At 59.9% G+C, this 14,698-nt stretch carries 11 protein-coding genes; 8 read left to right on the top strand and 3 right to left on the bottom strand.

Annotated elements, in window-relative coordinates; all coding sequences use genetic code 11:
- Nucleotide 1: 1 nt before the first annotated feature.
- On the bottom strand, nucleotides 2-1,180 hold the full coding sequence (locus tag EOM25_08440; GenBank protein ID NCC25212.1) for a DUF1566 domain-containing protein: 1,179 nt from the start codon (nucleotides 1,178-1,180) through the stop codon (nucleotides 2-4).
- A 182-nt stretch (nucleotides 1,181-1,362) separates the two neighbouring features.
- Between EOM25_08440 and EOM25_08435 the strand changes: the two genes are divergently transcribed.
- Nucleotides 1,363-3,735, top strand: coding sequence for a PAS domain S-box protein (locus EOM25_08435; protein ID NCC25211.1), 2,373 nt, complete (start codon nucleotides 1,363-1,365; stop codon nucleotides 3,733-3,735).
- A gap of 32 nt (nucleotides 3,736-3,767) precedes the next feature.
- Here the strand turns inward: EOM25_08435 and ettA are convergent, their stop codons facing one another.
- Complete coding sequence (ettA, locus tag EOM25_08430) at nucleotides 3,768-5,453, bottom strand: energy-dependent translational throttle protein EttA (protein NCC25210.1); 1,686 nt, start codon at nucleotides 5,451-5,453, stop codon at nucleotides 3,768-3,770.
- Nucleotides 5,454-5,669: 216 nt separating this feature from the next.
- On the opposite strand from ettA, the gene EOM25_08425 reads away from it, so the two are divergent.
- The 7 genes from EOM25_08425 to EOM25_08395 all read left to right on the top strand — a co-directional run bounded on the left by EOM25_08425 (nucleotide 5,670) and on the right by EOM25_08395 (nucleotide 12,300).
- Complete coding sequence (locus tag EOM25_08425; protein ID NCC25209.1) at nucleotides 5,670-6,809, top strand: ABC transporter substrate-binding protein; 1,140 nt, start codon at nucleotides 5,670-5,672, stop codon at nucleotides 6,807-6,809.
- Nucleotides 6,810-6,899: 90 nt separating this feature from the next.
- A complete protein-coding gene (locus EOM25_08420; protein ID NCC25208.1) occupies nucleotides 6,900-7,778 on the top strand; it encodes a branched-chain amino acid ABC transporter permease in 879 nt (292 codons plus the stop codon).
- Nucleotides 7,779-7,784: 6 nt separating this feature from the next.
- Complete coding sequence (locus EOM25_08415; GenBank protein ID NCC25207.1) at nucleotides 7,785-8,747, top strand: branched-chain amino acid ABC transporter permease; 963 nt, start codon at nucleotides 7,785-7,787, stop codon at nucleotides 8,745-8,747.
- Nucleotides 8,740-9,513: an ABC transporter ATP-binding protein gene (locus EOM25_08410; protein NCC25206.1), complete on the top strand. Its 774-nt coding sequence runs from the start codon at nucleotides 8,740-8,742 to the stop codon at nucleotides 9,511-9,513. Before EOM25_08415 ends, EOM25_08410 begins: the two co-directional genes overlap by 8 nt.
- Nucleotide 9,514: 1 nt before the next feature.
- Entirely contained in the window at nucleotides 9,515-10,249 is a 735-nt protein-coding gene (locus EOM25_08405; protein NCC25205.1) for an ABC transporter ATP-binding protein, read from the top strand.
- Between the two features lie 10 nt (nucleotides 10,250-10,259).
- Nucleotides 10,260-11,561 carry a phenylacetate--CoA ligase family protein gene (locus EOM25_08400; protein ID NCC25204.1) on the top strand — a complete coding sequence of 434 codons (1,302 nt, stop codon included), beginning with the start codon at nucleotides 10,260-10,262 and terminating at the stop codon, nucleotides 11,559-11,561.
- A gap of 40 nt (nucleotides 11,562-11,601) precedes the next feature.
- A complete protein-coding gene (locus EOM25_08395; GenBank protein ID NCC25203.1) occupies nucleotides 11,602-12,300 on the top strand; it encodes a peptidase M15 in 699 nt (232 codons plus the stop codon).
- Nucleotides 12,301-12,310: 10 nt separating this feature from the next.
- Here the strand turns inward: EOM25_08395 and typA are convergent, their stop codons facing one another.
- On the bottom strand, nucleotides 12,311-14,155 hold the full coding sequence (typA, locus tag EOM25_08390) for a translational GTPase TypA (GenBank protein NCC25202.1): 1,845 nt from the start codon (nucleotides 14,153-14,155) through the stop codon (nucleotides 12,311-12,313).
- Nucleotides 14,156-14,698: the final 543 nt, after the last annotated feature.

The raw sequence follows: 14,698 nt of genomic DNA, 5'->3' as shown, positions 1-14,698 counted from the left end.
TTCAATCCAACAAAAGCAGATTATAGATTGGGGCCAAAGAGGCTACGCTACCGCTTTCTCCGGTACGCACCGCTCGAACCCACAGGCCATTGCTCACGCCATAAGTGTCAACATGGCCAAATGAAAAATTGACTTTCCATGCAGAAACGGCTCCGCTTGCTAAAGGTGAAGACGACCAATAGGCATAATTGGAATCTGGAAAAACCGTCGTGTCGATGGCTGGTTCACTGCGGGAAAAATCCACCAGAGACTGGAGTTCATTTCTGTTGGGCAGACGCCAGTCTGTGTGTCCGGCCAGATTCAGGTTCTCGCAGGCCGTCAGGGCCTCCAGCCAGGTGAACTCCTGCTTCGCCCCTTCCCGCAGATTGTCTTTTTGCCACATGAGCCCTGTGACCCTGTCCGTCACCGTGCCGTCACCATTGTCTAAAAAAATATCAGACTGACCCGCCCGCACCGCCCGAACTCGCCCGTTGCTGAGGGACACGGCGTCGCTCCACACCAAACCAACATTGAAATATACAGCCCAAGCATAATTAGCATCATAATAAGCATCAAATGAGGAAGACCAATATTTGAATACGGTATTAGGAAAATATTGGACGTTGATGGTCGGCCCAGGATCCGCGATACCCGTGTCGACAAGGGTGGACAGCTCCTGGATCGTGGGAAGACGCCAGTCGGAAAACCCGCCGTGGTCGAGGGTCCTGCAATAAGTATTGGCATTGACCCATGTGTAGGTCAAATCCTTGTTGGCCAAAGTCTTCACTTCCCAGACAAGGCCGGTGACATTATCCCTGGTCATGCACCAGCCGTCGGCTTCGGTGGCTGAAGCAGGAAGAGCGATGCCATCGGCTTTCAACTTGGTGTATGATCTTGTCTTTCCCTTCTGATAACAACCGTCCTGGCCGTAAAAATTCTGCCCTGGACTCGGGCAGGAAATACGCGAAGAACCGTTGGTACAGAAAGTGATGCCGGTTTTTAAAGGTGGGCCGGAAAAGGCCAAGGATGAAATGAACAAAATCATCAAAGCCGTGAACACAGCTAAAACCCATTTTTTTTGCCCGTGACGCATACCCCCCCCTTGCTTGTCAAATTTGGCGGCAATCCGACAATGGACTGACACGTTACATGATTTTTCCCTTAACAAACCAACAGGGTGAGCACAAGATCCATCCTCCATCTGAAATGAACCCCCTGATCAGTCCCAGCTCACGCTTGCCCCATGCGAATGCTTCGCATATGAACAGATTTATTTTTATAAGTTGCCTTGCAACAGACTAGGTTTCCAATCGGCAATGAACCCCATCTCCCCGGAGGACGACCATGAACAATCTCGAGTCCTCAAAACAGAGCGTATAGCAGATGCCCTCCAACTACTCCGACTCTCCCCGCTTCGACCTGGCCCTGGAAGCCGTGGACGACGGTCTGTGGGACTGGAATCTGATCACCGGACAGGCCTTTTTCAGCCCCCGCTACTTTACCATGCTGGGCTACGAGCCCGATGAAATGAAAGCCGGCCCGGCCACCTGGGAGGCCCTGCTTCATCCCGAAGACCTGGAGCGGGCCAAGGCCCATGTCGCCAAGGCCATCGAACAGGGAGAGAACTTCGACGTCGAGTTCCGTCTCCGCACAAAATCCGGTGACTGGCATTGGGTACGGGGCCGAGGCCGGATCATGCTTCGTGACGATCAGGGCAGACCCATGCGCATGGTCGGCACCCATGTTGACATCCACGGCCGCAAGATCGCCGAGGAGAATCTCCGTCAACGGCTGGCCGAACTCGAAGCCCTGAATTCCCTGAGCCAATCCATGGCTGCCAGCCGGTCTCTGGACGAGCTCATCCAGACCACCTTGGACAAAATCATGGACATCCTCTCCCCGGACATGGCCATCATCTTCCTGAAAGAGGACGACCGGCTCGTTGTCCGCGGCCATCGAAACGTCGGAGTCCAATTCTGCCGTCAAGGGGACCGCACACACCCCATGGGTGAATGCCTCTGTGGCTTGGCCGCCAAGGAAGGGCAAACCCTTATTGCGTCCGACATCCTTCTCGACGCCCGTTGTGTGAGAAACGAATGCAAGGAAGCAGGCCTGACCTCATGTGCAGCCGTGCCTCTCAAGACCGGAGAGAAGACCGTCGGTATCCTTGGGCTGGGCACGGTCCATCATTGTGAATTCAAAGACCGCGACGACTTCCTGAGTTCCGTGGCCGCCATCGTCTCCACGGGCATAGACAACTCAAGCCTGCATGATCAGATCCGGTCTCATGCCGAGGAACTCGAAGAACTCGTCCGGCAGAGGACCGACGATCTTCGCCTCTTCTACAACGCCGTGGAGCATTCTCCGGCCTCCATCGTCATCACCGACGATCAAGGGACTATCGAATATGTGAACCCTTTTTTCACGGCCTTGACCGGATATACTTTTGAACAGGCCGTGAGCCAGAATCCGAGGATTCTTCGATCCGGCCTGCACGACGCCGAATTTTACAGGGAGATGTGGCAGACCCTTCTGGACGGACGAGTCTGGCGGGGAGAAATTTGCAACCGCAAAGCCGACGGCAGTTTGTACTGGGAGGATGCCTCCATTTCTCCCCTGCTGGACGATTCGGGGCAAATCAAAAAATTCGTGGCCGTCAAGGAGGACATCACCGATCGCAAAATGACCGAAGCCGCCCTTCGGGATTCGGAAGATCGCTATCGGACCGTTGTCAACAACAGCCAGGATGGCATTCTGGTCGCCGACAGGGAAACCCGGGCCTTTGTCTTTGCCAACGAGGCCGTGGCTACCCTCTTCGGCTATTCCCGCGAAGATATCCTCAATCTGGCCATTGAGGATATCCATCCTCTAGAAGCCATGGACGAGGTTTTGGACTCGTTTCGGAGGCTGGGTCTGGGGGAAATTGATCGGGTCGACGAATTGCCGTGCCAACGTCCGGACAAAAGCGTGTTCTATGCCGACATCAGGGCCACGGCCATTGATTTCGAGGGCCGGCCCTGCGTCATGGGATTTTTTAGGGACGCGACCGAACGCCGTCGGGCCGCCCAGCTTCGGGAAGACATCGACCGCATCCTGCGCCACGATCTCAAGACTCCCCTGAACGGCATCATCAACCTGCCCGAAATCGTCTTGGCCGACGGGGGCCTGAGCCAAACCCAGGAGGAGTATCTCCGACTGGCGCCAGACACCGGACGGCTGATGCTCGAAATGATCGAAAACTCCCTGGACATGTACCGCATGGAGACCGGAACATACGACTATCGTCCTGAGGCCGTGGAATTGAAGGCGTTCGCGACCCGTCTGACCAACAATCTCGATCGATCGAAAAAAGCCAAAAACATCACCCTGGCCATCCTCATTGACGGCCGATCTCTGGAAGAATCCCCTCCGGTCACGGCCCAGGCCGAAAGGGTCCTTCTCTTTTCGGCCCTGTCGAATTTCCTGACCAATGCCGTGGAAGCCGCGCCGAATAATTCCGTGGTGTCCATGACCATGGAGTGCGGCTCCAGGCTGGAAGTGACCATCCACAACCAAGGGGCGGTGCCGGATCCCATCCGGGCCCGGTTCTTCGACAAGTACGTCACTCACGGCAAGCCCAAGGGCAGCGGTCTGGGAACCTACAGCGCACGTCTGGCCGTTCGGACCATGGGTGGCGACGTGGCCATGACCACCTCGAAGAAAGATGGAACCACGATCACGATCAGCATTCCCCAGGTTGTTGTCGGGGCCTCGTAATACCTGAAGATCCATCAGGTATTGCCGAGCTTCTACCCTCTGGTCAGACGACGGTACTTGATCCGGTGCGGGGTATCGGCGTCCTTGCCCAGGCGCTTCTTGCGATCGTCCTCGTAGTCCGAATAATTGCCCTCAAACCAGACCACCCGGCTGTCGCCCTCGAAGGCCAGCATGTGCGTGGCGATGCGGTCCAGAAACCAGCGGTCGTGGCTGATGATCAAAGCGCAGCCGGCAAAGTTTAGAAGGCCTTCCTCCAGGGCCCGCATGGTGTTCACGTCCAGGTCGTTGGTCGGCTCGTCCAACAGGAGCACATTGCCTCCGTCCTTGAGCATTCGAGCTAGGTGGACCCGGTTCCGCTCCCCGCCCGAGAGCATGGAGCATTTCTTCTGCTGCTCGGCCCCGGTGAGGTTGAAGCGGGCCACATAGGCTCGGGAATTCACTTCCCGGCCGCCCAGGCTCAAGGTCTCCCGACCGTCGGTGACGACCTCGAACACGGTCTTGTCCGGGTCCAGGGCGTCACGATGCTGGTCGACATATGAAAGCTTGACGCTCTCGCCCACGACGATACGGCCTGCATCGGGCTGTTCCTGGCCGGTGATCATCCGAAACAGGGTCGTCTTGCCGGCCCCGTTGGGGCCGATAATCCCGACGATGGCCCCGGCCGGAATGAGAGCGCTCAAATTGTCGATGAGCAGGCTCTCGCCATAGGCCTTGGAAACCGTGTCCAGTTCAATGACCTGCTTGCCCAGGCGCGGGCCCGGGGGAATCTGGATTTCGAGATCCCGGGCCAGCTTTTCTCCTTCCTGCCCCAGGAGCTGCTCATAGCGGGCAATGCGGGCCTTGCTCTTGGCGTGCCGCCCTTTGGGGCCGGTTCGAACCCACTCCAGCTCGCGGGCGAGGGCCTTTTGCCTCTGAGTTTCGCCTTTTTCCTCCCGGGCCAGACGGGCCTGCTTCTGTTCCAGCCAGGAGGTGTAGTTGCCCTTCCAGGGGATGCCCCGCCCCCGGTCCAATTCAAGAATCCAGCCGGCCACGTTGTCCAGGAAATAGCGGTCATGGGTCACGGCTATGACCGTTCCGGCGTAGCGGGCCAGATGCTGCTCCAGCCAGGCCACGCTCTCGGCGTCCAGGTGGTTGGTGGGCTCGTCCAGAAGCAGAATGTCCGGATTTTTCAGGAGCAGCCGACACAGAGCCACCCGACGGCGCTCGCCGCCCGAGATGACCGCCACGGGTGTATCCGGGGGCGGGCAACGCAGGGCGTCCATGGCTTGCTCGAGCCTGGAGTCCAGATCCCAGGCATCGCTGGCGTCCAGGCGATCCTGGACCACTGCCTGGCGATCCAGAAGCTTCTGCATCTCCTCGTCGTCCATGGGCTCGGCGAATTTGGCGTTTATGGCCTCGAATTCGGCCAGAAGGTCCACGGTTTCCTGGACTCCCTCCCGAACAACCTCGATGACCGTCTTGTCGACGCCCACCAGAGGTTCCTGTTCCAGGAAGCCGATGGTATACCCTGGAGACACGTCGGTCCGGCCGTCGAAATTCGGGTCCACCCCGGCCAGGATTCGTAAAAGGGAACTCTTGCCCGAACCATTGAGGCCGATGACCCCGATCTTGGCCCCGTAAAAATAGGAGAGGGAAATGTCCTTCAAGACAGGTTTCTGGTCATAGAACTTGGAAACCTTGTACATGGAATAGATGATCTTTTCGCCGTCATTGCTCATGTGATCGCGCCCCAGTTCATGTTGAATTTGAGATTGTTGGCCTCGACAGGCCGGTCAGCCTGTTCTACCCGGCCCCGCATTCCTGTCAATTCCCCGGCCGTACCGTTCGTCGAATAATGATTGACTCACCTTGACAGGGGAGGGGATTTATCCCCACAAACGTCGGCCAAGGGATTGGTCGATCCACGCCAACCATTATTTTGCACGGAGGTGCGCATGTCCCGCGTCACAACCCTTGTCCTGGCCCTCTTCCTCGGCCTTGGCATCCTGTCCGCCCAGGCAGCCGAACCCATCAAGATCGGTGCGGTTTTGTCCATCACCGGCCCGGCCTCGTTTCTGGGCGAGCCGGAACGGAACACCCTTGAGCTGTTGGCCGATGAAATCAACAAATCCGGCGGTGTTCTTGGACGGCCCCTCGAAATGATCATCTACGACGACGAGACCGACGTGAACAAATGCGTCCTGGCCGCCGACAAACTCTTGAAAAAGGACAAGGTCGTCACCGTTCTCGGCCCGACAGTCTCGGGGAACACCCTGGCCATCATGTCCAAATTCTCCACGGCCAAGATCCCCCTGATTTCCTGCGCCGCCGCCGAAAAAATCGTCAACCCGGTCAATCCCTGGGTCTTCAAGACCGCTCAATCCGACCGTCATGCCGTGGCCCGCATTCTGAACCACGCCAAAAAGACCGGCTTTGAAAAACTGGCCATCATCACCGTGTCCGACGGTTTCGGCCAGGCCGGCCGGGCTGTCCTCCAGGAACTCGTTCCGGCCATGGGCCTCACCCTGGTAGCCGACGAGGTCTACGGCCCCAAGGACACCGACATGACCGCCCAATTGACCAAGATCAAGGGATTGGCCCCGGATGCAATCATCTGCTGGGGCACCAATCCAGGCCCGGCGGTCATCGCCCGCAACCGGGTCCAGCTGGCCATGACCACCCCGCTCTACATGAGCCACGGCGTTGCCTCGAAGAAATTCATCGAACTGGCCGGTCCGGCCGCCCAGGGGCTCATGCTTCCGGCCGGTCATCTGGCCGTGTTCACACAGGTTCCCGACGATCACGCCCAGAAGGCCGTCCTGGCCAAATACGCCGCCGACTATGAGATCAGGTTCAAGCAGCCCGTGTCGTCCTTCGGCGGATATGCCCACGATGCCCTCCTGCTGGTGGCCAAGGCCATCGAAATGGGCCAGTCGGCCGAACCTGCCTCCATCCGGGACAACCTGGAAAAGATCCAGGGTTTTGTCGGGGCCAGCGGTGTCTTTTCCTTCAGTCCAGAGGATCACAACGGTCTGAACGAGGAAGCCTTTGTCATGGTCGTCGTCGAGGACAACGACTGGAAAATCATCGACTAGAACCGTAACGTGCCGACGGCCGTTCGATAATCCGGGCGGCCGTCGCAGTTTTTTCGCCCCTGCCGGGGCCTACCCGGACCGAGGATACTTATGGATCCGTCCAGCCTGCTCCAATATCTGATCACCGGGGTCACCGTAGGCGCTACCTACGGCCTGACCGGCCTGGGCTTCACCATCATCTTCAACACCACGGGGATCATCAACTTCGCCCAGGGCGAGTTCGTCATGCTTGGAGGCATCTTGTCCGTGGCCGCATCTACCGCAGGCCTGCCCCTGCCTCTGGCCATTCTGACCGCCGTGACCGTGACTACCCTGGTCGGAGCGTGTCTGGAACGATCCTGCATACGGCCTGTGTCTTCATCCTCGACCATCAACCTGATCATCATCACCATCGGGGCTTCCATCCTCATTCGCGGACTGGTCACCCTGATCTGGGGCAAGGACACCTTTGCCCTGCCCCATTTCTCGAGCATGGAGCCCATCCGCTTTTTCGGCGCGGCCATGCTCCCCCAAAGTCTGTGGGTTCTGGGCATCACCCTGATCTTACTCGTTGCCCTCAAGAGCTTCTTCGCCCGGACCATGTGGGGCCGAGGCATGCTGGCCTGTTCCTTCGACCCCAGAGCAGCGGCCCTCATGGGCATCGACGTCTCGCGCATGGCCATGGCCTCGTTCATGATCTCCGCGGCCGTCGGAGCCGTTGGAGGGGTCATCCTGGCTCCTTTGACCATGACCTCGTACGACGTGGGAATTCTCCTGGGCCTCAAGGGGTTCGCCGCCTGCATCCTGGGAGGGCTGGGCAACCCCTTCGGGGCCGCGGCCGGAGGGGTCATCCTCGGGATTCTGGAATCCTTCGGAGCCGGACTCCTGTCCTCGGCCTACAAGGACGCCATCACCTTCGTCATTCTACTGTTGCTGCTCTTTGTCCGACCCACGGGTCTGTTCGGCCGATCGGCCTCCGAGAGGGTCTAACAAATCATGGCCCATCGAAACCTTTGCAGCCTGGCCGTCTGGGCGGCCCTCATGGTCCTGGCCCCGCATTTCCTGACCAACGACTACTACGTTTCGACGCTGATCATCGGCTTCTTCAACGCTATCATCGTCGTCGGTCTCAATCTCCTCCTGGGCTACGCCGGTCAAATATCCCTCGGCCATGGGGCCTTCTACGGTCTGGCCGCCTACACCTCGGGCATTCTGACGGCCACCTATGGGGTCCCTATCGAGGCCGCGGCCCTCATCGCCATGGTTGCCACCGGCGTAGTGGCCTGGGGCATCGGCATCCCGACGCTGAAACTTTCCGGAAACACTTTGGCCATGGCCACCCTGGGCTTCGGGATCATCGTTTCCATCGTCTTCAACGAGGCCGTGGGTTTGACCGGCGGCCCCTCCGGCCTGACCGGAATCCCCCGCCTCTCCCTGTTCGGATTTCCCGTCGAGTCGGACCTGGCCTATTACTACGTCACCGGCGGGGCCCTGACCCTGGTGGTGGCCCTGTCCTTGAACCTCATCGACTCCAGGATCGGCCGGGCTTTGCGGGCCATCCACACCAGCGAACGGGCCGCCGAGGCCGTGGGCGTGGATATCGCCCGCTACAAACTCTTCGTCTTCGTCCTCTCGGCCCTGTTCGCGGCCCTGGCCGGGGTCCTCTACGTCCACTACCTGAGCTTTGCCGCGCCTTCATCCTTCGGCTTCAAGTTTTCGGTGACCCTCATCGTCATGGTCGTTCTGGGCGGCATGGCCAGCGTCTGGGGGGCCGTGGCCGGAGCCATGTTCCTGACCATCCTGCCGGAATTTCTCCGAGCCTTCGAGGATGTCGAAACCCTGGTCTTCGGAGGCATTCTCATTCTGGGCATGATTTTTCTGCCCTCCGGCTTGGCCGGTGGGGCCGTGAAGCTCGGTCGAGCCCTGCGAACCGTCCTGGGGAAGCTCCGCCGTGCCTGATTTGCTGAACCTGAACCGGATCACGGTCCGTTTCGGCGGGGTCACGGCCCTGTCCGAGGTCGACCTTGCCGTTCCCGCCAAAACCATCGTCAGCGTCATCGGACCCAACGGCGCCGGCAAGACCACCCTTTTGGGCGTGGCCTCGGGCATGGTCAAGGCAGCGGCTGGCCAGGTCGCACTCGACGGCCGGGACGTGAGCCGGGCCCCGGCCCACGTTCGGGGGGCGGCCGGCATGGTCAGGACCTTTCAAAATCTCGAGGTCTTCTCCAACATGACCGTGCTGGAAAACGTCATGACCGGCTGTCATCGCCACGTGGGCTACGGGGTTGTCTCCTGCCTGTTCCGTACCCCGCGTTTCCGCCGCGAGGAACGCTGCTGCCGGGAACACGCCCTCATGCGTCTCGATTTCGTCGGGCTGACCGACCAGGCCGACTCTCCGGCCGTGGACCTGCCCTATGGCCTGCAGCGACGTATGGAAATTGCCCGGGCCGTTGCCGCCGACCCCCTCATTCTCCTCCTGGACGAACCAGCCGCGGGTCTGAACACCCGTGAAACCCAGGCACTGGGGGAGCTGATCACGGCCATCCGGGACCGACTGGGAGTCACCGTCGTTCTGGTCGAACATGACATGGATCTGGTCATGCGCATCTCCGATAGGGTCATGGTCCTCAAGGAGGGTCGGAATCTGGCCGTTGGGCCGCCCGAGACCGTCCAGAAAAACCCGGAGGTCATCCGGGCCTATCTGGGCGAAGACGAGGACGACTAGAATGCTGACCCTCAAGAACGTCGACATCCACTACGGCAAGGTCCATGCAGTGCGGCGGGCCTCCATGCACGTCCGCCCCGGCGAGGTCGTAGCCCTCATCGGCGGCAACGGCGCGGGCAAGACCACCCTTCTGACCACCATATCGGGCCTGCTCCGGCCGAGCGGCGGAGAGATCCATTTTGGGGAGGCTCCCATCACCAAGTCCGCGCCGGAGCGCATCGTCCGAGCCGGACTTTGCCATGTGCCCGAAGGCCGGCACGTCTTCAAACCCATGAGCGTTGAAGACAATCTGCTTTTGGGCTCTTTTGCCCGGTACAGTCTCAAAAACCGCCCCGGGATTCTGGCCGACATGGAGGACGTCTTTGAACTCTTTCCTGTTCTGCGTGATCGACGGAACCAGACCGCCGGCACCCTGTCCGGAGGAGAGCAGCAGATGCTGGCCATCGGCCGGGCCCTCATGGGCAATCCGAAAATGCTCCTTCTTGACGAGCCCTCCATGGGCCTGGCCCCCCAGGTGACCAAGGAGATATTTCGGCTCATCGCTCGGCTCAGGCAGGAGCGGAACCTGACCGTCCTTCTGGTCGAGCAGAACGCCAAGGCCGCCCTGCGCATCGCCGACCGGGGTTATGTTTTGGAGACCGGCCGCATCATCCTCCAGGGACCGGCCGAGGAACTTCTCGAGAACCGCGACGTCCAGCGGGCCTATCTGGGCCGCGATCTGGACCGCGAAGAATGAGGGAATGACCATGTTTTTCGAGCCCGAATACGAGTGCATGTCCCGGGACCAATTGGCCCAGGTCCAGCTGGAGCGCCTCCAGAGCACCCTGTTCCGCCTGTCCCGCAACGTTCCTTTTTACCGCCGCAAGTTCTCCGAGCTGGACTTCGACCCCGAAGATTTTCGCTCCCTGGACGACCTGACCTCCCTGCCCTTCACATCCAAGAACGATCTTCGCGACAACTACCCTTACGGTATGTTTGCCGTCCCCCTGCGCGAGGTGGTCAGGCTGCACACGTCTTCAGGCACCACCGGCAAGGCCGTGGTCTGCGGGTACACTAAAAACGACGTCCTGCGCTGGGCCAAGCTGGCCGCCCGGGTTTTGACCGCCGGGGGGGTGACCCGGGACGACGTGGTCCAGATTGCCTTCAACTACGGACTCTTCACCGGAGGCTTCGGCTTTCACTACGGGGCCGAACTTCTCGGGGCCTCGGTCATTCCCAGTTCCAGCGGCAACTCCCACCGCCAGATCCAGATCATGCAGGACTACAAGACCACGACCCTGGTCTGCACCCCGAGCAATGCCCTCTATCTGGCCTCCATCATGGACGAGATGGGCGTCAACCCCAACGCCTTGGACCTCAAATGGGGCCTGTTCGGGTCTGAATGCTGGAGCGAGGTCATGCGGGCCGAAATTCAGGACCGCCTGAAGATCACGGCCACAGACAACTACGGCCTGACCGAGATCATGGGCCCCGGAGTCTCGGCCGAATGCCTTGAACAGGGAGGACTGCATATCAACGAAGACCACTTCCTGGCCGAGGTCGTCGATCCGGAAACCGGCCAGCCTGTTCCCTTCGGGGAAAAGGGCGAACTGGTCCTGACCACCCTGACCAAGGAGGCCTTTCCCATGCTTCGCTTCCGGACAGGGGATCTGACCCGACTTCTGCCCGGGGACTGCCCATGTGGTCGGACCTTTGTACGCATGGAACGGGTTCTGGGACGGACCGACGACATGTTCACCCTGCGCGGGGTCAACGTCTTTCCGGCCCAGGTCGAGGCCGCTTTGCAGACCGTGGCCGGCATCGAGCCGCAATTTCAGATCGTCCTCGAACGGCTGGATGCCCTGGACACGGGAACGGTTCTGGTGGAGGCCTCCACTGACGAATATTTCGACGAAATCAAGAAACATCAACGGATGGTCCAGACCATCGCCAAAGCAATCGAGACCATGGTCGGGGTGTCCTTCAAGGTCAAGCTTGTGGAAAAATCCCGCCTGTTCGGGGCTCAGGACGGCAAGATTCAACGGGTGATCGACAACCGGAAATTCTGAATCCGACGGCTCGGAAAGAATGGAGAAAAAGATGAAAACGATGGTGAGAACGGGAATGGTTCTGGCGGCCGTTTTTTTTCTGGCCACAGTCCAGGCCTACGGGAACGACACGAGCACCAAACTTCCCGAGGGGTTTGTCTACGTCGAGAAGATGATCCCCTCTCTCGTGCTGGAGCTCCACTACATCACGAATGAAAATTTCATCGGCCGGCCCATCGACGGCTACGAGGCGCCCCGCTGCATCCTGACCCGGGAGGCGGCCGAAGCCGTGGCCGCCGTCCAGGAACGGCTCCGGCCCTTTGGCCTAGGCCTCAAGGTCTTTGACGCCTACCGCCCCCAGCGGGCCGTGGACCATTTTGTCCGCTGGGCCAAGGACCCGGACGACATCCTGAGAAAGGCCGAGTACTACCCGGACATTGCCAAGAATCGCCTCTTTCCCGAGGGCTATATTGCCGAGCGCTCCAGCCACAGCCGGGGCAGCACCGTGGATCTGACCATCGTCTCCATCCGCCCGGAAACCATGGGCAGGGAACTGGACATGGGCACTGGCTTCGACTTCTTCGGACCCGAGTCGGCCCCGCTCTTTCCCGGAATTTCGGACGAGCAGCGGGCCCATCGCCTCCTTCTGCAGACACTCATGGTCCAGCACGGATTCGCCCCCTATGCCGAGGAATGGTGGCATTTCACCCTCAAGGACGAATCCTTCCCCAATACCTATTTCGATTTTCCGGTCCGCTGAAAGTTGAACTCTACTCCTGAAGTTTCCGCTTCTTGCCGGCGGCCTGATGCCGGGCCTGGGCCGGAAGCACGACCTTCCGGAGACGGACTGATTTGGGAGTGACCTCGACCATCTCGTCCTCGCGGATGAAGTGAATGGCACGTTCCAGCGTCATGGGCTGGACCGGAGAGAGGATCACGGCCTCATCCTTACCCGAAGCCCGGAGATTGGTCAGCTTCTTTTCCTTGCATGGGTTGACGTCAATGTCGTTCTCCCGGTTGTGCTCACCCACGATCATGCCCTCGTATACGGCATCGTTTGGTACGACGAACAGTCTGCCTCTGGGTTCGAGATTGAACAGGGCATACGGCACGGCTCGGCCCGAGCGGTCGGCGACGATGGACCCGGTGAACCGGGCCGGAAAATCTCCCCGATGTGGCTCGTATCCGGACAGGTAGGAATTCATGATCCCAGTGCCCTTGGTGTCGGTCAAAAACTCGTCCCGATAGCCGATAAGGCCCCGGGATGGAACCGAGAACTCCATCCGCACCCGGCCGGTTCCGTTGTTGACCATGTTCGTCAGACGCCCCTTTCGCTGGGACAGCTTTTCCGTGACCACGCCCATGAACTGCTCGTCGCAATCCACGTAGAGGTGCTCGATGGGCTCCAGTCGTCTGCCGTCCTGGTCCTTGCGGCAGATGACCTCGGGCCTTCCCACGGTCAGTTCGAATCCTTCCCGACGCATGGTCTCGATGATGATGGCCATCTGGAATTCTCCCCGGCCCTTGACGATGAAGGCGTCCCGATCCTCGGTGTCCTCGACCCGCACGGCCACGTTGGACAGGGATTCGCGCACGAGCCGGTCCCGAATCTTGGACGAGGTCACATGCTTGCCCTCGAGTCCGGCCAGGGGAGAGGTGTTGATGGAAAAACGCATGGACACCGTGGGCTCGTCCACGGTGATGCGAGGCAGAGGGACAGGAGCGGCGGCCGTGCAGATGGTGTCTCCGATCTTGACCTCCTCGATGCCGGACAGGACAATGATGTCACCTGGAGCGGCATGATCGATGTCGGCCAGGGACAATCCCTCGTAGGTCTGAAGACGGGTCACCCGCAGGGCCTTGGCCTGGCCCGATTCCCCGATGCGGACAAGCTGATCGTTGCCACGGGCCGTACCTCCGACCACCCGTCCCACGGCCAGCCGACCCAGATAATCCGAATAGCCCAGGTCCGAAACGAGCATCTGGAACGGGGCGCCGGGGTCATATCGTGGGGCCGGCATGTCGGCCACGATGGCGTCCATGAATTCCTGCAGATCGGACCGTTCCTCTCCCGTGGTCTTCCAGGCCCGGCCCTCTCGGCCCACGGCAAAGAAAACCGGACACTCGATCTGTTCCTCGCTGGCCCCGAGGTCTATGAGCAGATCAAAGACCTCTCCAAGGACCTCGTCCGGTCTGGCGTCGGCTCGGTCGATCTTGTTGACCACGACCATCAGGGCCAGGCCTCCGGCCAGGGCCTTCTCCAGAACGAACCGAGTCTGGGGCAGGGGCCCTTCCGAGGCGTCCACCAGCAGGACCGCTCCGTCGGCCATGGACAGGGCCCGCTCGACCTCTCCGCCAAAATCGGCGTGGCCGGGCGTGTCGATGATGTTCATCTTCACCCCCTTCCAGATCACCGAACAATTCTTGGCAGCAATGGTGATGCCCCGTTCACGTTCGAGATCCATGGAATCGAGAACCCGCTCCTCCACGGCCTGATTGTCACGGAACAATCCGCTCTGGCGGAACATCTGGTCGGTCAAGGTCGTCTTGCCATGATCGACGTGGGCGATGATGGCGATATTTCGAATGCGGTCGTTGGCCGCGGTCTTGGGCATGGGCTTCTCCGTCAATGGTTGGATCAAGAAAAAAAGCCCGGCGCAAAACCGGGCGTGATGACGACGCAGGGGGGCTTCTATGGATAACAGATCCGGGTGTCAATTTAATCGGCCGGTTTCGCCCGAATTCAGTCAACAAGCAGGAGCAGAGTCGATGCTGGAATAGGCGACCGGCTTTCGTAGGCACCGATATCTGGACGGATGGAATTCCGGCGGCGGTCCAGAATATCGTTGACCGGGGCCTGCGCAGGATCGGCCTTGTCCACGGCTGGACTTGAGGATGAAATGCGGCCGTAAGTTTCCACCAAGCCGACAAAGGCATCTCGGATACTTGCCGAGCCGTCGGCGAACTGTCCCTCCCCCTCAAGCCAACGAGGCAGCACAACCTCAGCAGGATTGCGGCAGCCCGGGTCGGCCACGATCCGGCCGGTGTCGTCGGTGTAGTTGGTCGCCCCTGAAAATCAATCAACTCATTGAAATAAATTGACATTATTACGGATTGAATGTATTGGTTTCGACCAGGAAACGCATGCGGGATGCAAA

The organism is Deltaproteobacteria bacterium, assembly GCA_009929795.1.
GTDB lineage: Bacteria > Desulfobacterota > Desulfovibrionia > Desulfovibrionales > Desulfomicrobiaceae > RZZR01.
Note: the sequence above shows the minus strand (reverse complement) of the source record. Positions and strands in the feature narration are given on the sequence as shown.